The sequence below is a fragment of the Levilactobacillus enshiensis genome (assembly GCF_007115095.1).
GTDB lineage: Bacteria > Bacillota > Bacilli > Lactobacillales > Lactobacillaceae > Levilactobacillus > Levilactobacillus enshiensis.
Genome location: NZ_SULH01000005.1, coordinates 25,339 through 52,196, shown reverse-complemented (window position 1 = coordinate 52,196; position 26,858 = coordinate 25,339). Strand labels below are relative to the sequence as shown.

General features: G+C 50.7%; 23 protein-coding genes and 1 riboswitch. Of the genes, 15 read left to right on the top strand and 8 right to left on the bottom strand.

The features are described from left to right. Positions 1-172: 172 nt before the first annotated feature. A complete protein-coding gene (purB, locus tag FAY32_RS06330; RefSeq protein WP_143462618.1) occupies positions 173-1,468 on the top strand; it encodes an adenylosuccinate lyase in 1,296 nt (431 codons plus the stop codon). A gap of 670 nt (positions 1,469-2,138) precedes the next feature. Here the strand turns inward: purB and FAY32_RS06325 are convergent. Together FAY32_RS06325 and FAY32_RS06320 are read right to left on the bottom strand one after the other, a co-directional pair. Next, positions 2,139-3,071 (bottom strand): alpha/beta hydrolase, encoded by a 933-nt coding sequence (locus FAY32_RS06325; RefSeq protein WP_143462617.1) that lies wholly within the window; start codon positions 3,069-3,071, stop codon positions 2,139-2,141. A gap of 69 nt (positions 3,072-3,140) precedes the next feature. Continuing rightward, on the bottom strand, positions 3,141-3,935 hold the full coding sequence (locus FAY32_RS06320) for a tyrosine-protein phosphatase (RefSeq protein ID WP_143462616.1): 795 nt from the start codon (positions 3,933-3,935) through the stop codon (positions 3,141-3,143). Between the two features lie 196 nt (positions 3,936-4,131). Here FAY32_RS06320 and FAY32_RS06315 point away from each other — a divergent pair, with 196 nt between their 5' ends. From FAY32_RS06315 to FAY32_RS06305, 3 genes are all read left to right on the top strand, one after another. Beyond that, positions 4,132-5,019 (top strand): alpha/beta hydrolase, encoded by an 888-nt coding sequence (locus tag FAY32_RS06315; protein WP_143462615.1) that lies wholly within the window; start codon positions 4,132-4,134, stop codon positions 5,017-5,019. 245 nt (positions 5,020-5,264) lie between these two features. Then, the gene (locus FAY32_RS06310) at positions 5,265-6,941 is read left to right on the top strand and encodes an alpha-glucosidase (RefSeq protein WP_143462614.1); all 1,677 of its coding nucleotides are present in this window, start codon (positions 5,265-5,267) and stop codon (positions 6,939-6,941) included. A gap of 276 nt (positions 6,942-7,217) precedes the next feature. Further along, a complete protein-coding gene (locus FAY32_RS06305) occupies positions 7,218-9,056 on the top strand; it encodes a S53 family peptidase (RefSeq protein ID WP_143462613.1) in 1,839 nt (612 codons plus the stop codon). Positions 9,057-9,129: 73 nt separating this feature from the next. On the opposite strand, the gene FAY32_RS06300 is transcribed toward FAY32_RS06305, so the two are convergent. Then, entirely contained in the window at positions 9,130-9,786 is a 657-nt protein-coding gene (locus FAY32_RS06300) for a hypothetical protein (protein ID WP_143462612.1), read from the bottom strand. 283 nt (positions 9,787-10,069) lie between these two features. Then, positions 10,070-10,804: a gamma-glutamyl-gamma-aminobutyrate hydrolase family protein gene (locus tag FAY32_RS06295; protein WP_143462611.1), complete on the bottom strand. Its 735-nt coding sequence runs from the start codon at positions 10,802-10,804 to the stop codon at positions 10,070-10,072. A 187-nt stretch (positions 10,805-10,991) separates the two neighbouring features. On the opposite strand from FAY32_RS06295, the gene FAY32_RS06290 reads away from it, so the two are divergent. Together FAY32_RS06290 and FAY32_RS06285 are read left to right on the top strand one after the other, a co-directional pair. Next, entirely contained in the window at positions 10,992-11,252 is a 261-nt protein-coding gene (locus FAY32_RS06290; RefSeq protein WP_125685146.1) for a hypothetical protein, read from the top strand. Between the two features lie 90 nt (positions 11,253-11,342). Beyond that, positions 11,343-12,005 (top strand): endonuclease III domain-containing protein, encoded by a 663-nt coding sequence (locus tag FAY32_RS06285; RefSeq protein WP_225428300.1) that lies wholly within the window; start codon positions 11,343-11,345, stop codon positions 12,003-12,005. A gap of 119 nt (positions 12,006-12,124) precedes the next feature. Here FAY32_RS06285 and FAY32_RS06280 read toward each other — a convergent pair whose 3' ends face one another. Further along, positions 12,125-13,345, bottom strand: a complete 1,221-nt coding sequence (locus FAY32_RS06280; RefSeq protein WP_143462773.1) for an RNA-guided endonuclease TnpB family protein — start codon at positions 13,343-13,345, stop codon at positions 12,125-12,127. 269 nt (positions 13,346-13,614) lie between these two features. On the opposite strand from FAY32_RS06280, the gene glpK reads away from it, so the two are divergent. Together glpK and FAY32_RS06270 are read left to right on the top strand one after the other, a co-directional pair. Beyond that, positions 13,615-15,132, top strand: coding sequence for a glycerol kinase GlpK (glpK, locus tag FAY32_RS06275; protein WP_143462610.1), 1,518 nt, complete (start codon positions 13,615-13,617; stop codon positions 15,130-15,132). A gap of 240 nt (positions 15,133-15,372) precedes the next feature. After that, positions 15,373-15,975, top strand: a complete 603-nt coding sequence (locus FAY32_RS06270; RefSeq protein WP_143462609.1) for a hypothetical protein — start codon at positions 15,373-15,375, stop codon at positions 15,973-15,975. A 182-nt stretch (positions 15,976-16,157) separates the two neighbouring features. Here FAY32_RS06270 and FAY32_RS06265 read toward each other — a convergent pair whose 3' ends face one another. From FAY32_RS06265 to rlmD, 3 genes are all read right to left on the bottom strand, one after another. After that, the gene (locus FAY32_RS06265) at positions 16,158-17,015 is read right to left on the bottom strand and encodes a DUF368 domain-containing protein (protein WP_143462608.1); all 858 of its coding nucleotides are present in this window, start codon (positions 17,013-17,015) and stop codon (positions 16,158-16,160) included. Between the two features lie 242 nt (positions 17,016-17,257). After that, positions 17,258-17,701, bottom strand: coding sequence for a hypothetical protein (locus tag FAY32_RS06260; protein ID WP_143462607.1), 444 nt, complete (start codon positions 17,699-17,701; stop codon positions 17,258-17,260). Positions 17,702-17,782: 81 nt separating this feature from the next. Beyond that, positions 17,783-19,453, bottom strand: a complete 1,671-nt coding sequence (rlmD, locus tag FAY32_RS06255; protein WP_225428299.1) for a 23S rRNA (uracil(1939)-C(5))-methyltransferase RlmD — start codon at positions 19,451-19,453, stop codon at positions 17,783-17,785. A gap of 219 nt (positions 19,454-19,672) precedes the next feature. Here rlmD and FAY32_RS06250 point away from each other — a divergent pair, with 219 nt between their 5' ends. The 7 genes from FAY32_RS06250 to FAY32_RS06220 all read left to right on the top strand — a co-directional run bounded on the left by FAY32_RS06250 (position 19,673) and on the right by FAY32_RS06220 (position 26,847). Next, a complete protein-coding gene (locus FAY32_RS06250; RefSeq protein ID WP_191988157.1) occupies positions 19,673-20,326 on the top strand; it encodes an ABC transporter ATP-binding protein in 654 nt (217 codons plus the stop codon). Beyond that, positions 20,323-21,081: an ABC transporter permease gene (locus tag FAY32_RS06245; protein WP_143462605.1), complete on the top strand. Its 759-nt coding sequence runs from the start codon at positions 20,323-20,325 to the stop codon at positions 21,079-21,081. The genes FAY32_RS06250 and FAY32_RS06245 overlap by 4 nt, the downstream gene beginning before the upstream one ends. A 116-nt stretch (positions 21,082-21,197) precedes the next feature. Beyond that, positions 21,198-22,049 (top strand): oxidoreductase, encoded by an 852-nt coding sequence (locus FAY32_RS06240; RefSeq protein ID WP_143462604.1) that lies wholly within the window; start codon positions 21,198-21,200, stop codon positions 22,047-22,049. A 33-nt stretch (positions 22,050-22,082) separates the two neighbouring features. After that, positions 22,083-22,187: riboswitch (TPP riboswitch) on the top strand. A gap of 90 nt (positions 22,188-22,277) precedes the next feature. Next, positions 22,278-23,066 carry a hydroxyethylthiazole kinase gene (gene thiM, locus FAY32_RS06235; protein WP_143462603.1) on the top strand — a complete coding sequence of 263 codons (789 nt, stop codon included), beginning with the start codon at positions 22,278-22,280 and terminating at the stop codon, positions 23,064-23,066. 19 nt (positions 23,067-23,085) lie between these two features. Then, the gene (thiD, locus tag FAY32_RS06230; RefSeq protein WP_143462602.1) at positions 23,086-23,901 is read left to right on the top strand and encodes a bifunctional hydroxymethylpyrimidine kinase/phosphomethylpyrimidine kinase; all 816 of its coding nucleotides are present in this window, start codon (positions 23,086-23,088) and stop codon (positions 23,899-23,901) included. Continuing rightward, a complete protein-coding gene (gene thiE / locus FAY32_RS06225; protein WP_143462601.1) occupies positions 23,901-24,554 on the top strand; it encodes a thiamine phosphate synthase in 654 nt (217 codons plus the stop codon). Before thiD ends, thiE begins: the two co-directional genes overlap by 1 nt. Before the next feature lie 367 nt (positions 24,555-24,921). Then, entirely contained in the window at positions 24,922-26,847 is a 1,926-nt protein-coding gene (locus FAY32_RS06220; protein WP_143462600.1) for an ABC transporter ATP-binding protein/permease, read from the top strand. Positions 26,848-26,858 lie beyond the last annotated feature (11 nt).

Below are 26,858 nucleotides of genomic sequence, written 5' to 3'. Positions count from 1 at the left end.
AAATTATCTTTAGTATTGTTCTTTTTAATGTTGCCCCACAACTAATAAATCCCGTGATGACGCGGAAATTCCTAGTAAAACTAGGATAATCTATGTTATGATAAATACCGAAGCAATGCCGAAATATAAAATTAATGTTCGTGTTTTACTGAATTTTAAGGAGGAAATCGCCATGTTAGAACGCTATACCCGACCGGGGATGGGCCAAATTTGGTCATTAGAAAACCAATACCAATCTTGGTTGGCTGTGGAAATCGCGATTGATGAAGCTTGGGCTAAATTGGGAGAGGTTCCCGCTGCGGATGCGGCTAAGATTCGAGCTAACGCCAGCTTTGACGTTGACCGTATCGCTGAGATCGAGGCGGTGACCCACCATGATATGGTTGCCTTCACACGGAACGTTTCCGAATCGCTAGGGGCTGAACGGAAATGGATTCACTTTGGCGTTACCAGTACCGATGTGGTTGATACGGCCCAAGGTTATCGGTTAAAACAGGCTAACGCGGTTCTGCGGGCCGACTTGGAAACACTGATTGCCACGCTTAAGAAGCTAGCCTTGCAGTATAAAGATACGGTGATGATTGGCCGAACACATGGGGTTCAAGCCGAGCCCACAACTTTTGGCCTAAAAATCGCGCGTTTCTATGCGGAAATGCAGCGAAACCTTGATCGCTTTGACCGGGCCGCAGCGGAAGTAGAAACGGGTAAAATCAGTGGTGCCGTGGGAACTTTTGCCAACGTGCCGCCCGAGGTGGAGGCCTTTGTTTGTGATCAGTTGGGAATCAGCGCGCAGCCAATCGCCACCCAGGTCTTGCCCCGCGACTTACATGCCGATTACATTGCCACGTTAGCGCTGATTGCCACCAGTGTGGAAAATATTGCCACGGAAATTCGCGGCTTACAGCGTTCGGAGATTCATGAAGTTGAGGAACATTTCAACCCTGGGCAAAAGGGGTCGTCAGCGATGCCGCATAAACGTAATCCGATTGGTTCGGAAAACGTAACGGGCTTGGCACGTGTTTTGCGGGGGACCATGGTAACGGCTTACGAAGATGTCAGTTTGTGGCATGAACGCGACATTTCCCATTCATCGGCTGAACGGATGATTTTACCTGAAGACACGACGCTACTGGATTACATGTTACATCGCATCAATCGGATCTTATCGAACCTTGACGTGTTCCCAGAAACAATGAAGGCAAATATGAACCGGACTTATGGATTGATTTATAGCCAACGCCTCTTATTGAAACTGATTGAGGCGGGCCTGAGTCGCGAAGACGCTTACGACCTGGTACAACCGTTGACGGCCCAGGCGTGGGATCAACAGGTACAGTTCCGGCCACTAGTGGAGGCTAATGCCGAAATCACAAGTCGCCTGACACCAGAACAGATTGCGGATGCGTTCGACTACCATTATCATTTGCGGCGAGTGGACTTTATCTTTAAGCGGTTAGGGTTAAGTTAGGATATCAAAAAAATCGCGCAACTCTCGGGGAGGAGAGCGGCGCGATTTTTATCATGAGGAGTGGGTTCACATAGGGGGTGTGAATCCATTATTAGAGGAGTCGTTAGGCTTGAGGGAACCTAACGAGGGAATGATTCTCTTAGGGGGAGAGAATCTAAAAGGGATTGGATATAGAATTTGAGTAGTAACAGTTATTGGCTAATTACTATGGTTATTACTATACCCGGAGATTGTGACCAGAAAAGGGCTAAAGTTGTGATGACTTTGCGATAAATTGTTAAAGGAAGTCTAAACGTGTGAAGATTTCTGGGATTTCAGGTCAAGTTAAGATTGAATGTCTCTGGCTGACCATGAGAATTAGGACGATTAATTGATTGTGATGGGGCAATGACTGAGGTATGCTAAAAGCAAGTTAAACAAATTTGGTGGTTTGGGAAAAATAGAATGCCGGTCTATCAAGGATTTTTTAGTGTTCCCCGTGTATACGGGGGTGATCCTTATGATCTAAGCGATGAACCGGATGCGTTGAGGTGTTCCCCGTGTATACGGGGGTGATCCCCAATCGACTTGGAACGCCCAGGATAACTTTAAGTGTTCCCCGTGTATACGGGGCTATGTTCAAAAAAGGTCCGGCAAATTTGCCGGGCCTTTATACTATAAAATTAACCTCTTAATCAAAATAAGTCTGTAAAAATTCCATGACGTGCGCCTGATACCGCGCTGGGTTGATCCAGAAACTTTCGGCATGCGAGGCGTTTTTTACGATCCACAACTGTTTAGGAGCGTGGGTGGCTGCGTAGCTTTCGTAAGCCATGCCCACTGACACGTAAACGTCCCTTTCGCCATGAATGAAGAGAATGGGACGCTTATTCTTTTTGAGTTGATCCGTAGCGGTCACGTCGCCGAGGTAGTAGCCAAGTCGGCGTTTGGAAATGGTGCTGACCAGCGGCTCAATCGGATATTTTGGCAGGTGAAATTGACGCTTTAATAAGTAGGTCAATTCAGCTTCGATGCTGGAGTAGCCACAATCGGCGATGATGGCTTTGACCTGTGACGGGAGACTTTCACCGGAGAGCATCTCCATAGTGGCGCCCCCCATGCTAACGCCAAACATGAGAATTTTAACGTCAGCGCCGGTGTGGTCAATGACCTGTTGAATCCACTGTAGGTAGTCCAATCGATCAAGCCAGCCAAAGCTGATGTACTTGCCAGCACTTTCACCGTGGCCGCGGTCATCGGGCAGAAGAACGTTGAACCCTAGTCGGTGATACATTTGAGCAAAGTTGGCCATAGTCTCGCCATTCCCCTTGTAGCCGTGGGAAATAATGACCGTTTGCTTACTCGGTATTTCAGCGGGAATGTATTCCGCCACCATCCGATTTTTAGGGTCGTGTTCGTGTAAATACCATTTTTCCTTATCAATTTTTTGATACCAGTCGACGTAGGCGTAATAGGCGTCGGCGTATTTTTGCTTATCCGCGGAAGTTTCCGGAACGTAGCTGACCCGTTTAAAGGCAAAATTGAACAGGTGCTCGCTGGCAATTAGCGACGTTGCGGCGATTCCTAGTAGGGGCAGCGTCCAAGTCAGAGTTTTCTTTTTCATCTCATCAGGTCCTTTCGTGGGTTAGAAAAACCAGGCTACCCGCTAAAACGGTTAGTCTGGCAATGGGTGTTAGTCCAAGTAGAGTTGTTTAAAGTTATTTAAATCGCTATGCGATAAGCCCAAGACATCGTGTAAGTAATCCTGGGCACCCCCAAACTGGGTGTTGATCAGTCTGGTAGCGGCGTTAAAGTAATCGTCGCTAACGGAGTACAAGGCGCGCAGGTTAGTCACGAAAGCCTCGCCGTGACCCTGTTGGCGGGCCGCTTCGCTCATCTGATTGACGTGGTCGGCCGTCGTTTCGTTGGTCAACAGGTAGTCTTGGCGAATGACTTGGGGGTCAACGCCCAGCGCACTCAGCGCAAAGAAGGCGCCCATTCCCGTTCGGTCTTTACCGGCCGTGCAGTGGAACAAGACGGTTTGGTCCGGTTGATCGGCTGCGAGCATCGTTGCAAAGAAGTCATGGTAGGCACTCTGCGCGGACGGCAGGGTCACCATTTGTTGGTAGACTTCTACCATGTGGTCGTGGCCGGCTCGGTCGTTGGCGGAGAAGCGTTGTTCCAATTCAGCTTCAGTCGCCGAGGCATCCGTCTGGTCATCGGCGGGGAAGACCGGTAGAAAATGGTACGTCGCGCCAGCCGGGACACGGTCGGGCGCTTGTTTTTGCTCGTCTTTAGAACGAAAATCCACGTCAGCGACCACACCATAGTCGGTCAGTTTTTGTTGATCAGTGGGAGTGAGGTCCGCGAGTCCCGCGGTCCGCAGTAACTTGTGCCACTTAACCGTGTGGCCATCGACTGTTGGGTATCCACCGAGCTCACGGAAGTTCCGGCCGCCAGTCACGTTTAAAATTCGGTTATTTGTCATCAGTTTATCCACCTTTCAATACGTATTCTATTCTAACGGTTTTCGCAGAAATTACCTAGTAATTGATTCTGAGGGAGGTGTTTTGCCGCCAAACGCTGTATACTGTCTGTATACGTTTCGACTTTTGAAACATGTCATCAGGGCGGCTTAAGAGAGTATAGGGATTTGACGAAGGCAAAAAGATAGGGTGATAGTCGTGAGTTTGCGTGGGAAATGGTTACTTTTCAAGACCCAACACAGTCAGCTCAAACAACAGATCCAGCAAGCATTTTTACAGCCTAGTCGGCAGAACCGTGCCGTTGTGCCCGAAAAGTTTGCGGCGAACATTGTGACTGAGGAGCGCCGCGTTTTCGGTGGGCGGTTATTGACGGCCGCTTCTGGTGCGCCGTTGCCGAAACACGTGTTGCTATTTCACGGCGGTGCTTATACCATGCAAGGTATCGATAGTCACCGGCAACTCATGGAAGCATTGATCAATGAGGCCAATCTGCGCGTGACTTACGTGGATTATCCGCTGGTGCCCGAGGCGACCGTGGATGAAACGGTGGTCTTTGCGATGCGTGCCTATAGTTATTTGCGGGCCCAGTATCCGGATGACCAATTCTTTTTGATGGGCGATTCGGCTGGAGGTGGCTTGGCCTTGACCTTGCTACAGCAGCTGAAGTTACATCAAGAGCCCCTGCCAGCTGGCACGATTTTAGTATCACCATGGACGGATCTCAGTATGATGAATCCGGACCTTCAGGCGGCGGCCAAACGCGATCCGTACCTGACGTTGGCCACGCTGAAAAAGATTGGGTTTGAGTACGCTGGTGAGCATCCCGTGACCGATCCCGTGGTCAGCCCAATCTATGGGACGTTTGACGACCTTGGCCCGGTACTCCTTTACTATGGGACCAATGAATTGCTGGCTGCCGATGATGAACGCCTGTTACAGAAATTCCAAATGGCCAATGGCACGCCCTTTCAGGCCCATCAGATGAAATCGATGCTGCATGATTACATTCTGTGGACCAAGTTGCCCGAATCCAAGCGGACATTGAAGGAAATTAAACAATTTATTTTGACTGGTGAATTTGACTAGCAAACGGGGGACCTTAGGCGACTGAGGTCCCTTTTGTGCGGGTAAAAACTGGTAGTGAAGAGAACGTTGACAATCAAAATGAAAGGGAATACATTAAGGGTGCACAAACGTTTGTGTCGTCAATATGCTTAGTCAATGATTCCCGTATTGGTTCAGGGGATAGTGATTGGTTGGCGTGAGTTGTAGATGGCTGGCGGTCGCGGTTAGCGGTCGGATGCAACTAGATGTGAAGGAGTGAATTCATCTTGGAAAAATGGTGGCAAAACGCAGTTGTTTATCAAGTGTATCCGCGAAGTTATCAGGATAGTAATGGTGATGGCATTGGTGACCTGCCAGGGATTACGCAACGCTTAGCTTACATTAAAAAGCTCGGTGCAGATATCGTCTGGCTGAGTCCAATCTACCAGTCACCCCAAGTCGATAACGGTTATGATATTTCCGATTATCGGGCCATCAATCCGGAGTTTGGGAACATGGCTGACTTTGAGGACTTGTTGAACAAGGCCCACAGTCTGGGCTTGAAGATCATGATGGATCTAGTCGTTAACCACACGTCCGACGAACACCACTGGTTCCAACAGTCGCGGCAAGGAAAGGATAATCCATACCGGGACTACTATATTTGGCGGGATGGTCAGGATGGTCATGCGCCGAACAACTGGGGGGCTTCCTTTACGGGCTCTGCGTGGCAACTAGACCAGCAGACGGGGCAGTACTATCTTCATCTGTTTGCGCCGCAACAGCCTGATTTGAATTGGGAAAATCCGAACGTCCGGCATTCCGTCTATGACATGATGAATTGGTGGGCAGCTAAGGGGGTTGACGGGTTCCGGATGGATGTGATCAACTACATTTCTAAGCCAGCGGGATTACCTGATGCGAAGAAAGCGCCTGGTCAGCTCTATGGGGACGCTGGTGCGACGGTCGCTAATGGGCCACGTATTCACGAATTTTTACAGGAAATGAATCAAAACGTGATGAGTCAACACAAGCTGGTGACGGTCGGTGAAGCGCCTGGCGTCACTATTGAAGAGGCAAAACGGTACGCCAATCTTAATGGCAGTGAACTCAATATGGTCTTTCAGTTTGAACACATGGGGCTTGATGAGAGCGACAATCCCGTGTTGGGACGTTGGACCGACCGTCAGGCGACCCTCAAGGATCTGCGTGCCAATTTGACCAAATGGCAAACTGGCTTGGCCGGCACAGCGTGGAATTCGTTGTATTGGAATAATCACGACCAGCCGCGAGTCGTTTCACGATTTGGAAATGACGCGACCGAAACCGACCGGGTGCTGAGTGCCAAGATGTTGGCGACGATGCTCCACCTGCAACAGGGGACGCCATACATCTACGAAGGTGAAGAAATTGGCATGACCAATGCCCATTTTGCCAGCTTAGACGATTATCGGGACCTGGACGCCATCAACGCGTACCACGTTTTGGTAGATGACCAACACGTGGTGACTAGTAAGCAGATGCTGAAGTACTTAGGCATGCGCAGTCGGGATAATGCCCGGACACCGATGCAGTGGGATGCCAGTGCCAATGCCGGATTCTCCACGCATACGCCATGGTTGAAAACCAATGCGAACTATCCGACCATTAATGTCGAACAGGCATTGGCGGATCCGAATTCTATTTTCTACTACTACCAAAAACTGATTCAGTTGCGGCATACGTTGCCCGTTATCACGAATGGGACCTATGCATTGGTCGCAGGCAATGAAACCGATGAGCAGGTCTACGCCTACACGCGTCGGGATGCGACGACGACCTTGCTGGTGATTCTGAATGCTACGCAGGAGACCCTGAGCCGGCATTACGAGGTGCCCGCGGATGCACAGGTGATCATTGGTAACTATGCCGATGATCAGGGCGATACCCTGCGGCCGTATGAAGCCAAGGTCTATCAATTTTAGGGAGTCTCTAAAGAAAGATGACATTCAGGCCTCGTCCCAGTAGTGGTAAGTCTGCGCGCCGTTAAATCTGGCTAAATTGAACGCACGTCGGCTGCCAGGGATGTTAATTGCTGTGGGGACGACTTTAGTCAGTCTTAAATAAACCTTTTAAGGTGCCAATTCGTTGTTGAATGGGCGCCTTTTGTTAACTTGAGTAACGATGCCGTTCGGAAATGGTGAGTGGCACGTTACTTTTTGCGGGACGCGTTTATAATAATGCTGATGGGGGGATGCGGCATGAAAATTCGAGTGTTCATGGCGAGCCTGTTGGTGGGTTTAGGAAGCTTTGGGGTGGTGGCTAATGCCGCCAAGACAACGCCACTGGCGACACCATATCGGGCGAGTCAGCTAACTAGTTTAAAGAAAATCAAGAATGTGGCGGGGGACAAGCCGGTCACATTAGATCTGGTCTTAAAGCCGCGGCATACGTCACAATTAACGCAAACGGCTTTAGCTGTGAATACACCGGGGAGTGCGACGTTTAAAGACTTTCTAACGCCACAAACGTTTCGCCAGCGCTTCGGCCAATCGACAAGCACCACGCAGCGCTTGACCCAGTACTTTAAGAAACAACATTTGACCGTCACGACATTTAATGATGGGTTATTTATGGAATTAAAGGGGTCCGCCGCGGCCGTGGATGCGACCTTTGCTACCAACCTCAAAACGGCCCGCTATCAGGGGACACGCCTGCAGTATTCGGCGAAGCAACCGCGGTTACCAAAGGCCATTGCGCAACCGATCGAGGCGGTCGTTGGGATGACAAACTTGGTTAAAATGACCAGTCTGGCGACCTCTGGAACTTCGACGGGGGGGCCCACTAAGACAGGTGCACCCCAAAACTTCTTGACCCGGTACCACGCGACCGCCGTGGCTAATCAGAGTCAAGGCAAGGGGCAAACAGTTGGTATCATTAGTTTCAGTAAGGTTGATACGCGAGACATTACCCATTTCTGGTCGGCCGAAGGGGTCCCTGCCAGTGCCAGTCGGCTGAGCGTGGCGGCGACCGGTGGTGCCAGTGTTTGGGGTAACGTCGATCCGGGCAACGTTGAAACGTCTCTGGACGTGGAGCAGGCCGGTGCGTTGGCGCCCCAAGCCAAGATTCGGGTCTACACCGCAGCCTTGAGTGACGTTGGCTGGATCAACGCCTTTGCCAGTGCCTTTGGTGAGAATCAAGCTGGCTCGTTGTCGTTGAGCTGGGGAATTTCGGAAGGCATTTTGCGTGAGATGGACAGCGCGCATTTGCTGACGCCACTGTACGGCAGCATTATGAATACGTTACTGGCTCAGGGCGCCACGCAGGGAATTTCAACCTTCGCGGCGACCGGTGATTCGGGGGCGTATGGCGAAGAACTAGCCCGTGATGGATCTGTGGGCTACGGTGTTTACGCTAACTTTCCAGCGAACAATCCGTGGGTCACGGCGACTGGCGGGACGACGCTTCCCATTTCTGGTCAGTTACCAGATGGGGCGACGGTCGATATTTCACGGGAACGGACCTGGGGCGGGGATGCCCTGTTTGACGCTTACCAACAGAATCGGTCGTTCTTTATGAAGAGTTCAGACCTTCTGTCGATGCTGCAAAGCGGCAGTGGTGGCGGGATTTCCACGTTGTACGCAACGCCAAAGTATCAGCAAGGCGTCTCTGGTGTGAACACGTATGCGGCGCGCCAGTACTTGACGAGTGCTGGCTTACCACGGCTACACCCCGGCTTAATTCAGGGGACGACAAACGGTCGAAATTATCCGGACGTCGTTGCCGATGCGGATCCCCTGACAGGCTATGATGTTTATGCTGGCTCGGACGGCTGGGAGACCATGGGTGGCACCAGCTTTGTGGCACCACAGTTTGCGGCGTTAGCGGCGGATATCAACAGTGACCGCAGTCAACGCGTCGGCCTGTGGAACCCGCAACTGTACAGTCTGGCTCAGTCCGCCGATTCACCCTTTACGCGACTGGACGCTTCAACGGGCAACAGCAATCTCTACTATGTTGGTCAGCCCGGAAAAACGTACAATCAGGCGGCGGGGCTGGGAACTCTTAATTTTGACAAGTTAGCTCAGGATTTTAAGTAAAAATGGGTAAAAAATACCGACATCCTCATCGCTTAAACTATCAGCGGTCAGAATGCCGGTTTTAAATTGTCAGTTAAACGTCAACGTGATGCTTGAGCTGGGGGAAGACGTGGGTGTCCGCCCATGCCATGACGATGCCTTGGGTAACTAAGGCCCAGACCGTCCCGAAGCCGATTGCGTGAAGTTGACCGGTGAACAGAAACGATAAAATAATGATGATCAGTGGCGGGGTGTAACTGGCCCACTGCGCAATAACAGCGGATCCCCGGAGGTATTTAAAGCGCAAGATGTAGGCCAAATCATCGTTGGGGTGCATGATAATGTTGCAGCGGTTATAGATGGAAACGGCAAACGCAACCCCAAACAAGCCGATGATGTCGACGACGACCCGCCAAGGTAAAGAAAGTTGGCCCACGCCGATCCAGTTCCAAAAGTACCCGATCCATTCGACTAAGTAACTGAAGGGAATGATGTACAGGAGGTTTGAGATGAACCGCCGGCGATCAAATTGACCTAGCAGAACTTGGTTGAGCAACGTAATCACGATGCCGTACATAAAGAGGGTCGTTCCTAGAGGGACGTGAATCCAATTGGCCAGGTTCACGGATGACCCGGTCCAGACCGCACTCCCCAAATTAGTTGAGATGGTTAACGCGTTAGCGGCGGAATTAAGGACGATAGAAAACCCCAAAAAACGCATCCGTTGTCCAAAGTCCTGCATTTTCGCCACGCCAACTCACCCCTCTCTTTTCAGTCTATTTCTTAGTTTAGTCGAAGACGAGGTGGATTAAAAGGTCTTTTACAACAAATTTACATGAGTTTCGTCGTGATAACCTCAGTTGTTTGCTGACTGAATGGCTGATTCGCTGGAATAATATATCTGGTATTAGGTGCCATGCGCAACCGTTGCTGAGAGCCGGAGTGCACCCCATTTAGACTGATTTAATGGCGCGAATGCCCACCAACGCTGGGATGAAGCAGGTATTTCAGCTTTTGATCCTTAGCTGTCACCATTAGTTCCGAACAATACGATTCGTGGCGCGGTCAATGAAGTTTTTAAAGATGTGACGGGACTCGTCATGATGTTTGTACATGTTTTCCGGATGCCATTGAACGGCGAGAATTTGATCGTTAGCCTTGGACTCCAGGGCTTCAATGACCTGATCATCGGCGCGGGCCGTGACGGTGAGGGTCGGCGCCACGGTGTGAACCGTTTGGTGGTGGCGAGAGTTGACGTAGGGGCGGTCGCCAGTCAGCGTCGCCAGCGTGCTCCCGGAGACAACGGTCACGTGGTGGCTTGGTTGGTTACCCATGGCTTCTTGGCTGTGTTTGAGGGTGGCGTTAGGGTCTTCACTGAGGTCTTGATACAGGGTGCCTCCCAGCCCAACGTTGATCAGTTGGAGGCCGCGGCAGATTCCCATGATGGCCTTGTTGGCGGCAACGGCCTGCTTTAGCAGTTCAATTTCAAATAAGTCGCGCTTGCGGTAAGTCTTGCCCAAGCGCATGTGGGGCTCTTCGCCGAAAAAGGTGGGGTCGACATCGGCACCGCCTAGGAAGATGACTCCGTCAAATAGGGGCAGGTAGTCGGCAACGTCGGCCGGGTCAACGCTAGGCAAAATGATGGGGAGACCGCCGGCTTTGATGATGGCTTCAACGGCTGGTCGGGGTGCGAAGGCCGCATTTCGTTCGTTAATAATATTCGTTGCCTCGTCGAGCGTGTCAGCGGGTAAAGCAATTCGTGGGCGCATAGCGTCGCTTCCTTTCAGAGTAGTAAATCGTCAAATTTAGTTAATATTCAGTATACGCGTCTGTGACAAAACTTGTCGAGAAGGGGGTTCGGCTAGCGCGGTGAAAAAACTTGATGAAATAATTAACAATTTTCGTCAATAACTCTATAGTAGGGTAGTAGACTAAAATTTAAGCGAGGTAAACATGATGACAGAACGGCAGTTGATTCAAGAAATTTTGAATTCCGAAGCGATTGAATACAAGTTCGAGAATGTCGATGAGGATTCTAAGGAATACACGCTTTTATTAAAGCGGCAGGACCAGGATGTTCGCGCCGTAGAAACGTTGAACAACGAGATCAAGAAGTATTTTGAAAGCGCCAACTTCGACTACCAAGAGGAGTTAAATCCCGAAGGTGTCGATGACGATATTCGCCTGGTAATCAAGCGAAACGACGACGCTGAATAAAACAACAGAGTGGGCTAAACGGCCAGTCACGGCAAACGCGGCTGGCTTTTGTCTTGTATCAGTGTGAAAAAGAGAGGGGAGACATGTCGCGTGACCATTGAAGAGTTATATCACACCATGGCGCAGGAAATGGGCCCGCAACCTTGGCTGCGTCCGGGTACGCCTTGGGCCGAGACGCCGGTAGAAATCATGCTGGGGGCCATCTTAGTCCAGAACACCAATTGGCGCAATGTGGAGCCATCCTTGAATAATTTGAAACGTGTAACGGGCTTCGATCCAGCACGCTTGCGCCAGCTGACCATAGAGGACCTGCTCCCGTTGATTCAAACCAGTGGCTTCTATCATCGCAAGGGGGCAGCCATCTTAGCTTTGGCCGAATTTTTAGGAACGGTCAATGATGATTTGGTCGTGCTGAAACAACGCGACGGGGCCGACCTACGCCGGGACCTGCTGCACATCACGGGTATCGGCAACGAGACCGCCGACTACATAGCGATGTACACGCTGGATCACGGGACCTTCATGGTCGACACCTATGCGCGGCGGTTATTCACGTGGTTGGGGGCAACGATGCCCAAGACCTATCCGGCATTTCAGAAAAAGGTGTTGGCTCAGTTCCCCTTGGGTCTCAGTGACTGCCAGGAGTTTCACGCGTTGATCGATGAGTTCGGGAAGCAAGTGAAATCGGCTGCTGACTTTGATCAGTCCTTTTTGGCTGGGCAGAAGTTAACGGTGTCAATGACCTCCAAATGAATTCGGAGGCTTGTCGCTCACGTGTCTGGCGACACAGTAGTCCACCATCCCACTTGGGACTCCTACTCGTAGTGGCAACATCATCGGGTAATTGACAAGTACCCGTTTAACTACCAGGTTTACCCGATAGCCGTTACTTTTTTAATTTTGGGATGCTTGATCCCACGCAACCACTCTTCACCTAACAGCTTAATGTTCATGGCCCCTAGGCGGTCATCGTTGGAGCGATATTGGCATTGGCAACAATGATATTCATGGGTCTCGTGATGCCGATTAGCTTTCTCAATCAGACCACACTGTGGACAACGCTGAGAGGTGAAGGCTGGACTGACCTTCAAAACTTTACTTTGAATCGCGGCTGCCTTATAGCTTAGAAAAAATTCAAGTTGGAAAAAGGACCAGGAACGATGGCTGTTACGCAAAGCTTTAGACAGATTGTCCGTGTTGAACGTCACATTAGTTAAATCTTCCAAAACAAAGAGCGTCCGTGAGCCATAGATACTAACGAGTGTCTTAGCTAACCGATGATTTATATCAGTCATCCAGCGGTTCTCTCGTTGTGCCAATTGCTTCAGTCTTTTCTTGGCGGATTTGGTCCCTTTGCTTTGTAGCTGCCGTCGCGTCTCTTGAAATTTTTTGCGCTTGCGTAGGATTTTCTTACCATCGAAAAACAGCGTCTTCCCTAAATGGTCATGGATTGTTGCTAGGAAACGCAATCCCCGGTCAATACCGACGACTTTAGTTTCCTTGGTTGATTCAAAATCAGCGACTTCTTTTGTAATCCCAATGTGTAAGTACCATTTACCTTGAGCATGAACCAACTTAGCCGTTCCCAATTTCCAACCGTTCTGAAAGTATTGTTCGAAGTCTCTGTTGGTAAAGCTCATCTTAGTTCTCTTGCCTAATGTTGTGAGTGAGATTTTAGTCATTCCATCGACAAAGGAATAATTGCTTTGCCGAACCAAGTCCGCCTGAGGCCGCGAAAAATGGACAGGCTTGAACAACCAGGTCAGGTCCTTAGGGGTTTTAACCCATTCCTTAGTCTCATCTTGATAACGGAAGGGATGTTGTCTCATTTGTTCTAAGACGGTCTTGTAACGCGCGACAACGGTCCGGAAGACTGACTGAATCATTTGACTGTTCAAAGGAGATTCTTGACGGAACTTTTTATACAGGGCATGATTAATTTTTAAATAGTTCATTGGGAAGTCGTGGTTAAAGACCCATTCACTAACAATGGTGGCTAATCGCTGATACTCTTGGCTTTCATCTGCGAGTTGAATCGCTTGAATTTCACTAGGGTAGAGTCTGACCTTTGCTGTTCGGCCTAATGTCGTCATCATGTACTTCCCCTGAAGATTGGATTAAGTATAGCATATTTTAATCATCAATAGGGGAACGTATGTTTTAGAAATGATTAAGCTTTTGCATTCATACTTTGATTGAAATCAAAGGTTTTCTGCTGAGGTTATATAAAGGTTAAGAAACTTTCAAGGCCAGAGTGGTCTGGGTCAAATTTTAGCGTTTTTCACAAGGGACGTGCTATGATTAACGCAGTGAATTTGAAACCGTTTTCGTAAACAGGGATATTTTGGAGGGAGTTTTACATATGGCACTAAAAAAACCGGAAGATTATATCTTAGCTATCGACCAAGGAACCAGTAGCACGCGGGCACTGATCTTTGATCATACCGGTCGTAAGGTAATCGAAGGCTATAAGGAAGTTCCACAGTATTACCCACACAAGGGCTGGGTCGAATCCGATGCGAACGAGATCTGGAACAGCGTGTTGTCAGTGATTGCAAGTGCCCTGATCGATGCTTCGATTCATCCAGAAAATATTCAGGCGATCGGCATCAGTAGTCAACGGGAAACCACGATCGTTTGGGATAAAGTTACCGGCGAACCCATCTACCACGCTATTGGCTGGCAAAGTCAACAGACGGCGAGCCTTGCCAAAGAACTGGTAGCGGCGGGCCGGGCTGAGACCATCAAGGAAAAGACCGGACTGGTCGTTGACGCATACTTCAGTGCCACCAAGGTGCGCTGGATCTTAGATCACGTGCCGGGGGCACAGGAACGCGCTGAAAATGGCGAGCTGTTATTTGGGACCGTTGACAGTTGGCTGGCTTGGAAATTGTCTGGTGGGAAGATTCACGTCACTGATTACAGTAATGCTAGCCGGACGATGCTGTTCAATATTCACACGTTGCAGTGGGATACGGACATCTTGAACTGGTTGAATATTCCGGCAGTGATGTTGCCAGCGGTCAAGTCCAGTTCAGAAGTCTACGGTGTGACGCAAAACTTCCAGTTCTATGGCGTAGAAGTGCCGATTGCTGGCATCATTGGTGACCAATCGGCAGCGCTACTGGGACAACTGGCCTTGAAACCCGGCACGGTCAAGAATACGTATGGGGATGGGGCCTTCGTTGTGATGAACACGGGGAATGAACCGCAAATCTCTAAGCACAACTTGTTGACCACGATTGCGTATCAACTCAACGGTGAAGTGACCTATGCCCTAGAAGGGTCGATCTTGGTGGCTGGTACCGCGCTGGCTTGGCTCCATGAGAGCATGCAGATCATCAGTAGTGTACCGGAGTCACGACAAGCGGCGATGGCGTCGACCGATGAAGATGAAGTCTACGTGGTCCCGGCATTTAACGGTTTGGGAGCGCCGTACTGGGATCCAGATGCCAAGGGGGCTGTGTTTGGCCTGACGCGGGGAACGAACCGCAACGATTTCGTAAAAGCAACGCTGCAGTCGATTGCCTACCAGACCAGAGATGTCTTACGGACGATGAAGCAGGATACAGGCATTGATATTTCGGAGTTAATGGCTGATGGCGGGGCTTCACGGAATCGCTACCTCATGCAGTTCCAAGCCGATATTTTAAACACCCCCGTGCAACGGGCGGCAGATGAAGAGACCACCGCGATGGGGGCCGCGATTACGGCGGGCCTGGCGGTAGGCTACTGGAAGAATTTAGATGAGATCAAGGAAATTCGCACGGCCGGTCGTTTGTTTACACCGAATATGGATGAAGATCGCCGGAACCACTTGTACGCTGGCTGGCAGCAGGCGGTCGCGGCGACGCGGGCGTTTAAACCAGACCAAGCGTAAAAAAGAAATTAAAGAGCTGTGACGGCAGAAAAGTCACAGCTTTTTTTCGTATAAATTTTGATGGTATAAGCGGGAGATGACGTAATTACAGCAGGTAAGTAGCTTGATATAACAACGTTTATGGAACCTTTACCATAACCATTCTTTTGCTGTTTTGGATTGACAAGGCCGCTCTCGTAAGTGATACTTTAGTCAGCAATCAGATTGGACGATGACCGGAACAGACGACGGGAGGCAGATATGATGACGAGCAACTGGCAAAAAATGGTGATGGGATTAGTAACAACCTTAGCACTCATGGTGGTATTTTTGATGGTACCCGCAGCACATGCCCAGGCGGCACAGAAACAACTACCGGCAATTCCGAAACAGCTGTGGGGTTACTGGTATACCTATGGCACGAAAACCAAGAATCGCCATGCAAGTGACCTCGTTTATCTGCACGTCACGGCCCATGAAATTGATTCAAGTGTGATTTCTCGCGAGACAATGAAGTTGGGCTTACGGACGTTTAGTAGTATCAACCTTAACCCGGGAGCGCCCATCACAAAAAAGCTAAAGGCAAATAAAACGAATACCTTTTATCAGGTGGGGCACAATCGATGGAACCTCCATGCGTTATTTGTCACGGAAAATGGCGAAAAGCATTATGCGACGGGCCGCTATGCGTTGAAAAACGTGAAGGGACATCAACCCACGTTATTCTTCCAAGGATCAAGTAATACCAGAGGGTTTAACTCGAAGCCAGTCGCTGCACGGGAGCAGTTACATGGCAACCGGCCAACAATCAAATATACAAAACTCAGTCAAAGTTATTTGCATTCGATTGGCATTTTTAACTAAAAAGCTAGTCGTGGGGAGCATGATTAAGTGCGTACGATTTAGAGATTGAAACGCTACTCAAAATCGGCCTTTTCAGAATCGTAAAAAAGTTCTGAAAAGGCCGATTTATTTATGGCGCGTTCCCCTTTAGATGGGGGCAATCGCACCCCAGCGGCAACGATTGCGTGACACTTTCTGCAACGTTATTTATATTTTTCTTCCAACTGGCTCATCCAATACCCCAGGACAATGCCAACCACCAGGGCTACGGCACTGAAACCAAAGGTCGCCCACGTTGCGTTGGCATACGAGATACTTTCAGCGGCGTGACTGTTGGGAACTAAAATTAGGACGGTACTGGCCGTGACGATACCCAAGATGAAATGATAAACGCGTGAGTGGTAGCGGTGGATCAAGTAGTCCATGCCCTTTGAAAATAGGATCATGGCCAAGCCACCACCGAGCGCAATTGGCAGGTAGACACCGATTAAATCGAAGTTTTTGAAGCCCGTTAGCATGGGGGTAAATAATCCCAAGATAAGCAGCAGATTGGAAGGACTCAGACCAGGGACCAGGACGCCGAGCGCAATTAGAGCGCCAGCCACCATAAACCCAGTAAAATTAGCGGGTAAGGTGCCAAAAATATCGCTCATAAAGTAGAGCAGGCCACCACTGATCAACAAGGTGCCCAAAAACCACAGGTAGTCGATATAGTCGCGGGGCGTTTTGGCACTCGCCGTTTGGGTCAGTGCCGGTAAGGTCCCGATAATGGCGCCGGCGAATCCCCACAGGACGATGACCTGCCAATGGGCGAGCAGGTATTCTAACGGTGCCGATAACAGGGCAATGCCGACGATTCCCCCCAGGCCGACCGGCACAAAGTACCAGAAATCACGTTTGAAATTCTGTCTGAAATGGGCCATAAAGCCCAACAACCGTTCATAGATACCAAGAATAGCGGCTAGTACACCGCCGGAAACACCGGGTAGAATAAAGCCCAGGGCAATAATGACGCCCTTAAAGAAGCGTTTCACTGGGCCATCGGAGCGTGTTGTTTGCATGAGATTCTCCTTATTTGACTCATTTTCACCAACATACCAGAATTGGGCTGGTGGAACAACCGGTGGGGCCAGAATGCTAGGATAACTTAAATATCAGGGGTTGATCAGTTAGTTGGGTGAAATAAGTTTTGTTGTTAGCCGACGTTGGCGCCACGTAAAAGGCAGTCTAGTAAAGTCAGGTAAACAAAAATCCCACTACAAAAGTGTAATGGGATTTTTCGTATCAATTCAACCGTTGCCAGCTACTTTTCCTTAGGTTGGGACCAGTAGTGTGCCTGCGTCAACAGGTCGCGTGAGCGGTCATCCGCTGGCACGAAGCCGCGGTTAAACAGGTGCTTAAAGTACATCATGTTATAGATGGATCCCCACACAAGGGCGAGGGTGGATTGAAGAATCGGTGTGATCTGGGCTAATTGATTAATGTCGACGGTCATGACCAACAACATGGAGGCACTGAGTTCAACACCCAGAATACAAAGGAGGTTGTACCAGTCCGCACGGAAAATCGTGGGGAACGGTGAGAAAAACAACATGGTCCATGAAAACCCAACCTTTGCAATGCGCATGTTCCCATCGGCGTTAACGACGGTGGCGTAGTTCGGTGGTAACGGGAGTCCTTGAGGGCCGTTGCCATTTTGGTTGTTTTGATCATCGTCGTCGTTAAAGCCCTTAAAAGGATCTTGCATGTCATTTGCCAACTTTCTACGGAATTCATTCGTTATCGTTAGTTAAAAGTCTAACACGAAAAGTCATGACTGCCTATTAATCTATTGGCGCCGAGTGAGTTTAACCACAGCCTCACAGCGGGCGGTTTGAGGCATCATGTCCACGGACTGAATGTAGTTGACCCGGTAATCGTGGGCTAGCTCAACCAAGTCCTTGGCTAACGTCGATGGGTTGCAAGAAATGTAGACCAGCTTCTCAGGACGAACTGCCAGGATAGTTTCAATCAACTCGCCGTCAAGACCGGTACGTGGTGGATCGACCACGATGGCGTCCGGCCGAAAGCCACTCATAATCCATTTTGGCAGGAGTTCTTCGGCAGTGCCTAACTCGTAGTGTGCATTGGTAATGCCGTTGGCGGCGGCGTTTTCGTTTGCATCGGTGACGGCTTCGGGGATGATATCCATGCCACGAACCTCTTCGGCCACGCTAGCCAATGACAGGCCAATCGTCCCGATACCAGCGTAGGCATCGACAACGGTTTCGCCGGGTTGTAAGTCGAGAGCCTTCTTGGCTTCACCGTACAGAACCTCTACTTGGTAGGGGTTCAGCTGAAGAAAGGCGCGGGCGGAAAGCTTAAATGCCAACCCGTCCAACTTTTCCGTAATCGTCTCTTCACCAGCTAAATGCCGGGTGTCGTCACCCCAAACCAGAGAAGTTTCACCCGGATTGATGTTTTGCATGACGGAGGTCACCTGTGGCAATTCTGCGGCGATCCGTTCCAGTAAGTCATGCTTGTGTGGTAATTTTTGAGAGTTGGTGATAAAGACCAACTGAACGTCGTCGGTATGAGCAGCGGCGCGGACCACCAGCGTTTTGACGATTCCGGATTTCGTTTCTTCGTCATAGATCGGCATGTCGAGGTCCTGCAGCATGGCCACGACGGCCCGCATAACGGTCATCGTCACTGGCATCTGTACGGAACACGTTGGCAGGTCGACTAAGTCGTGACTGCGTTCAGCATAAAGGCCGGCTTCAATCTTCCCGTCAGCGTTGCGGCGCACTTGGAACTGGGCTTTGTTCCGGTAGTTGTAGGGGTCGTCCATGCCCAGTGTCGGTCGTAGATCGTAGTGGCGGTAGCCTTCTGGTTGGTAGCGTTCCAGGGATTGGGCGACGATGTCTTGTTTGAATTTTAATTGTTCGGGGTAGTCTAAATGTTCCAGCTCAAAGCCGCCGACTTGATCGGCGTAACTATCGCGTGGGTCAACACGGTGGGGGCTAGCTTTCCGGATACGGTGAACCTTGGCGCGCATGAAGCGGGTCGCAACGCTGGTGACTTCCACCACGGCTTCTTCATCGGTTAGAGCGCCAGGTACGAAGACCGCCATGCGCTTGTAGTAACCGATACCTTCACCGTTGATACCCATTCGCTTGATGGTTAATGGGAAACGTTGGCCGACTTCGACCTGCACGCCCTCGGCTTGGCGATTATCGTTGTGCCGGTCATGGTTACGATTGAAGCCATTACGCCGGTCGTTGCCCCGGTCGTAACGGTTGTTTTGCCGCCGGTCATCGTTGCGGCGATTACGGTCGTTGTAGCCGCGGTGGTCGTTGTCCCGACTGTTACGGTCGTTGTAGCCGCGATGGTCATTGTCCCGACTGTTGCGGTCATTGTAGCTACGGTGATCATGATTGCGGTCACGTTGGTTACTGTGGGTGTTGCGGTCATTTCGACTGTTGCCCCCACGGGTGTTGCTTGATTCATAATTTGCCATGTTTTCTCCTATTATTAAGTCGTTCAGTAGTTACGGTCCTGACTAGTATACCAAATTTTTCTGGTCTCGGGGGTGTTCGCGCACGTTTGCCGGTTATGTCAGCAGTTAGTGTGCCGTTAGTAGGACATTTTTCTTCAAAATGAAGCCGTTTCCATAGGCAATCCTAAGTGATTTGGGTACAATGGAAACGTGTGGACGAATTTTACGAAGGAGGTAGCGATTATGAGCTTGATCACCTTGAAAAATGTGGGTTATCAGGTCGACCAGACGCCCATTCTGACCGACATCAACTTAGAGATTGCGGCGCGCGAGTGGGTGACGATCGCAGGACCTTCCGGTAGTGGAAAATCAACGCTAGTTCGGATCATTGCGTCGCTACTGAGTAAGACCAGCGGTGAGCTGATTTTTGATGGTCAACCGATTGAACATTACGACCCCATCATCTATCGCCGACGGGTCTCGTATAGTTTTCAGCAGCCAACCTTATTTGGCGACACGGTCCGCGATAACTTAGCGTTTCCTTATCAGATTCGCCAGTTGGACTTTGATGAACAGCGCGCCATCACTGGTCTGGAGTACGTTGGCCTGACGGAGAAAGATTTGGATAAAGGCGTCAACGATTTGTCTGGAGGGCAACGCCAGCGGGTCGCGCTATTACGCAACATCATGATTTATCCAGAAGTCTTGATTTTAGACGAAGTCACGGCCGGGTTGGATGCCGAAAATAAGGCGTTTGTTTGGTCGATGATCCAGCATTTTAATCAAGATGACGGGTTGACCATCATCGCCATTACGCATGATCAAGAGGAAATCGACGCGGCTAAACGGTTGCTCACCATTGAAAATGGTCGCCTCGTGGGAGGAAATTCATGAATCTTGCCGTAAACAATCAATCATTGATACTCGCGTTGGGATTAGTCATGATTGCGCTGGCCATCGGGTGGCATGAAAAGTTGGGCATTGATCGCGATATGATCATTGGTGTCGTTCGTGCCGTCATTCAACTGTTTGTCGTCGGGTACCTGTTAAAGTACGTGTTTCGGCTCAACAATGTCTGGCTGACAACTGTCCTGATTTTAATCATTATTTTCAACGCCGGTTACAATGCCAAGCAGCGTAGTAATGGGATTCCCCGCGCACTGCCGATCTCCATTGGGGCCATTTTAATCAGCACGACCGTCACGTTAGGGGTGCTGATGCTCGCGGGAGCAATCAAATTTATCCCGTCCCAGATGATTCCGATTTCAGGAATGATCGCGTCCAACTCGATGGTTGCAATCGGTCTGTGTTATCGCAATCTAAATGCCCAGTTCAAGCAAGAACGTCAGGCGGTGTTGGAGAAATTGGCCTTGGGGGCAGACCTCAAGGACGCTTCACGGGAAATCTTACGGGATAGCATCAAGACGGGCATGCAGCCGACAATTGATTCTGCCAAGACGGTCGGAATCGTTAGTTTGCCGGGGATGATGTCCGGACTGATCTTTGCTGGTGTCGACCCCGTTCGGGCCATTAAGTACCAGATCATGGTGACCTTTATGCTGATGTCGGCGACTAGTATTGGGTCCGTTCTCGCCTGCTACTGGGCCTACCGGGGATTCTACAATGAACGTAAGCAGTTGACGATTTAGGGCTGGTATTTTGGTCCTAAACCAGCGACGATCAGGTCGAATTTAGCTTGGCATTAAATAATCAGGACCTGCGGATTGGTTCAACATCAAGAGATAACTCAAGGAGGAAAATACTTATGGCACATCGAAAAGTTGCGTTGGTTACTGGGGCATCATCTGGGATTGGAAACGCCATCGCCCGGAGTTTGCATCGGAATGGCGTTATCGTTTACGCTGGGGCGCGGCGAGTTAGCCGCATGAATGACCTAGATGATTTGGGGATTACCACGTTGTCCCTAGACGTAACGGACCCAGATAGTGTGGAACGCGTCGTTGACCGGATCGTTAGCGAAACCGGGCGAATCGACATTCTGGTCAACAACGCCGGTTATGGGTTGATGGGGGCGTTGGAAGACGTGCCATTGACCCAGGCGCAGAATCAATTTGACGTGAACTTATTCGGGGCAGCACGGTTGATCCAATCCGTACTTCCCATGATGCGCCAACAACATGCGGGGCGAATCATCAACATTACCTCCGTTGATGGCAAAGTAGCCCAACCAATGGCCAGCTGGTACGTGGCGTCCAAATTTGCCTTGGAAGGCCTGTCCGATACTCTCCGGCTTGAACTCCAGCCGCTGGGAATCGACACGGTCGTCATCGAACCCGGCGGCATTCAGTCCGAATGGGCCGACATTGCGGCCAATCATTTACAGAAGACCTCTGGTAATGGCCCTTACAAGCCTACCGCTGACCGGGCCGCAGCAATTTTGCAGGCGGTTAAACGGTTCTCTAGCAAGCCGCAGGTCATCGCCCGACTAGTTGACCGGGCAGCCCTTTCTCGGCGCCCTAAGACTCGGTATCACGCTGGTTCTGGGAGCCAGATTCTCTATGTTCGGCGCTACCTCTCCGATAAGACGGTCGACCGGATGTGGCAACTGATTGGTGAAGCTGCTCAACGAATTATTGACCAATCTAAGAGTCGTTGACGTTGGTGGAAAACCTGTTATGCTTGAAGTAACCAAGAACACTAGGGGTGTCCGTTAGCGGGCTGAGATGCGAGCAATCGCGATCCCTTGGAACCTGTCAAGTTCAGACTTGCGAAGGGAACGTGTCGTGGCACCCGTCTCGGGCCGCCAGTTCTCTCAAGAGCTGACGGCTCGTTTTTTAGTGGCTTGGAAACGCCGGCTGACCGGCAATCATAAGGGGGATTCACCATGAAATTAGCTTTGTTGAATGAGTTACGGCAGCAGAATCCAATCGTCTTTAACATCTCCAACTTCGTCACGGTTCAAGACGTCGCCAACGGGTTAAACGCGTTAGGCGCGTCACCGATCATGTCTGAAGAAGTGACCGAAGCCGACGAACTGCTGGATATTTCTAGCGCTGTTTGCTTAAACTTAGGCGCCTTTACGCAGCGGCAGGTCGAACAGATCGAGACGGTCGGTAAGCTGGCCAACGAGAAAAAGCGGCCATTAGTAGTCGATCCGGTAGCGGTGGGGGCCGTTGCCTACAGAAAGCAAGTTGCGACTAACTTATTTCAAGAGTTCCATCCGGACGTCATTCGTGGAAACGCTGGTGAAATTGCGGCGTTGGCCGACGTGGCTTGGCAGGCTAAGGGTATCGATGCGGGCGAAGGTAACGGTGATTTGGTCGCCATTGCGCAGGCTTGTGCACAAAAATTAAACTGCACGGTCATTCTGTCCGGACCAACGGACGTCATTACGGACGGCACGCGGACGGTCAAGGTGATGAACGGCACGCCACTCTTTCAGGTCCACGTGGGCTCTGGTGATATGTTATCAAGCATCGTCGCGGCATTTTGCGCGGTTGAGGATGATTATTTTGAAGCAGCACAAACGGCTTGTCTGGTCTTTGCGGCCATCGGCGAGCTGATTACTAAAAAAACGCCGAATCTAGCTGCGGGGAGTTTTACAGTGCAGCTACTAGACGCATTACAACTGACCACGGTTGATGAGATTGAAACGGTGGCAGCGTATGAATAGGTAGAAGGGATGAGACAATATGGCAAATGAATTTCCACAGACCTTAACGATAGCGGGGACTGATAGCGGTGGCGGTGCCGGCGTTATGGCGGATTTAAAAACCATGCAGGAACGCAACGTCTTCGGTACAGCCGTGATCGTCGCGGTTACCGCCCAAAATACACTCGGGGTGCAGGACTTTATGGCCCTGCCGCAAAAGCTGATCGATGAACAATTCGCGTCGTTAGCGGCCGATTTAAAAATTCGGGCGTGCAAGACCGGAATGTTAGCCGATGCCGAGCACGTGCACGGGGTCGTGGAGAATTTAAAACGTTATGATTTCGGCCCCTTAACGGTCGATCCCGTAATGATTGCCAAGGGTGGCGCGGCACTTTTAGCTGACGATGCCGTGAAAACGGTGCGCGATGAATTAGTGCCCCTAGCAGATGTATTGACGCCTAATTTACCTGAAGCAGAACGGCTAACGGGCCAAGAGATTACATCCGCTGTTGGGATGGAACAGGCAGCCGTGGCTTTGCAGAACTTGGGTGCCAAGAACGTGGTGATCAAGGGTGGTCACGAAGCCACGCCGGACCAGGCCAGCGACTTTGTCTTGCTGGCAGACGGACGGTCGTTCTGGATGACGGCTCCCCGCGTTGACACGGTGCGCACGCACGGAACGGGCGATACGTTGTCGTCATGTATTACGGCTGAACTTGCGAAGGGCGAGGATTTTGAATCTGCTATTCGTTTGGCAAAAGATTACGTCACGGCGGCGATTGCGAATCCAATTGCAGTGGGGAACGGCCATGGACCTTTGAATCATTGGGCATACCGACAAGGAGGCGCTGAATAATGTCAGTGACGTTTGAATCAGGTTTACTACGTGCGTATTTTGTGGCGGGAAGCCAAGATGTTCCCGGTAGAGATCTGCGGGAGGTCTTAGCGACCATGCTAAAGGCTGGCATTACCGCCTACCAATTTCGGGACAAGGGCGCGAGCCAATTGACCGCGGCCGAACGGTTGGCGTTGGGACGCGACTTGCGCGAACAATGTCGTGCCGCCAGCGTGCCGTTTATCGTGGATGACGATGTGGAAATGGCCTTGGCCTTACACGCCGATGGTATCCACGTCGGTCAGAGCGATGAGGGCGTTCAGCGAGTGATCGATGCGGTCGCTGGGCAAAACCTCTTTGTGGGATTGTCGTGTTCGACGGCGGCAGAAGTGGCGGCGGCCAACCAAGTGCCTGGAATCGACTACTTGGGCAGTGGTCCCATCTACCCGACCACGTCCAAGGACGACGCTGACCCCGTGATCGGCATGACGGGATTGGCAAAGTTGGTCGACCAAGCCAACGTCCCGGTGGTCGCTATCGGTGGCGTGACCGTGGCTTCGTTGCCGGCCATTGCTCAGACGGGGGCAGCCGGTGTCGCGGTGATTACGCTGCTGACCAACAGCACGCAACCGGAAGCAGACGTTGCGGCGATGCACCACGCATTTGAGAAGTAGTTAAGTTATTGGAGAGTGGGCCATCGGCGGTTAGTTTGCGAGCGTTAACGTGAGAACAGGGGGGATGCCTGGTATTGGCATAATTCCGGTTCTCGGGTTAAGCGCAACAAACTGCCTGATGGCGCACGTTTCGACATGATAATGGCAAAAAATGAAATCAGCTGTTTCAGAATTTTTTCTGAAACAGCTGATTTTTGAGTCATTTCCCAGACTCTTTGTTTTGTAGGGGCAGTGAGCACCGAATCTGAATGAGTGAACCGAGCTGGCAAACTCGCCAAAATAACGAAGTATTTATAGGGTGAAGGACTTGTTCCATGGGAATAAAAGGGGTATTCTTCAAGGCATACCGGTTATGAGGAGGAAGTCTATGAGTTTTTTAGAGTTAAGGGATATTCATAAGTCTTACTACATGAATAAGACAGCGTTCCCCGTATTAAAGGGAATCGACCTGCAATTCGAGCGTGGTGAGTTCGTTTCTATTTTGGGGGAATCCGGTGGCGGGAAGACCACGCTGATGAACATTATCGGTGGTCTGGACGCCCAGTATGAGGGCGATGTTCTCCTGAACGGGGAGTCCGTCCGCAACATTTCGGCAAAGAAACTCGATGCCTTTCGCCGGCAGACGATTGGCTTTATTTTCCAAAACTTCAATTTGATCAGCCATCTGAGCATTTTGGACAACGTGTTAGTGTCGCTTCAGATGACGGGGCTGAGTCACAAGGAACAACGCGACCGGGCCGTGAAATTGCTGGCCCAGGTGGGGTTGAAGGAACATATCCACAAGCATCCCAACCAGCTATCTGGTGGGCAAAAGCAACGGGTCGCGATTGCGCGGGCGTTAGCGTCTGATCCGGACATCATCATTGCCGACGAGCCGACTGGTGCGCTGGATTCACAGAACACCAAGGAAATTCTGGCATTGATGGATGAGATTGCGGCTGATGGGAAATTGGTCATCTGTGTGACCCACTCCCAAGAGGTCGCTGACCACGGGACGCGAATCGTGCACATGGAAGATGGGATCATTGACCATGATACCCAGCTCAAACCAGCCTTCCCGGTGAAGGACCACAGCGTGTTGCCGGCCAAGCACCTGAGCTTTACGGCGATGGTCAAGATGGCGTTAAAGCACATGCGCTACAATTTGAAACGGAACCTATTGATCATCTTTGGCGCGTCGATTGGGATCTTCAGTGTGATCCTGATGTTGGGACTCGGACGGGGGGTCAAGGGCTACATCAATCATGAAATTTACTCGCAGATCAAGCCAACCGCCGTTCAGGTGGCCCAGAACACGGATAGTCAAAATCCAACGAAGCTTGAGATGGGGCCGGCCGATGTGACGCGTATCAAGAAGGTCAGTCACGTGAAGAAGGTCGAGCTCGGTTACTACGGGCAGGGCGTTCAGGTCCAACGTGGCGGGACTTCGGCAACGTCCTCCATTTTCCAAACGACCACTGACCAGATGCTGGCCAAGAGCGTGAAGAAGGGGACTAAGGCCAAGACGGGTGAAGTCATGCTATCCAAGGCCTTCGCTAAGAAATTCAATAAGCAACATCCTTACCAATTAATCGGGAAGAAGGTCAAGGTGTCCATTACGGGCATGAATAGCAAGCACCTGCCCGTTGTGATGACGAAGTCGTTGACGGTCAGCGGCATTACCGATGACAGTTCGGGTCAACTCCAGACCAATTTACAAACGATTCGTAACATGTATAGCAGTAAGAAGTTGACCTTCAGAGCGAACTTTGCCACGGTCATGATCGACTCATTGAAAAACGTGACGAGTGCGCAGGATAAGATCAAAGCGCTCAAGGCGGACAACGGTAAGAAACAGTACCAGTTGACGGGGGCGGGCGCGATTGTTTCCACGCTGAACACCTACATTCAATTGGCGTTCTACGTCTTAGCCGCGATTGCCGGCATCTCACTGTTGGTATCGGCCATCATGATCATTGTGGTGCTCTACATCAGCGTTTCCGAACGAACCAAGGAAATTGGAATTCTACGCGCCTTAGGTGTTCGTCGCAAGGACATTCGCCATCTCTTCTTGTCGGAAGCCTTCTTCTTGGGCCTGTTCTCCAGTGTGCTAGCATTGATCTTTACCGAAATCGTCGCGCTCCTGGCCAATAACGTCGCCAATAAGTACATTGGCTACACAATTATTGAAATTACCAGCAACTACATGATCTTCGGCATTGTCGTGGCCGTCATCATTAGCTTGCTCGCCGCCTTAGCACCAGCTGGCCAAGCTTCCAAGCTAGATCCAATCGAGTCATTGGCTTACGAATGATAGGCCTGCAT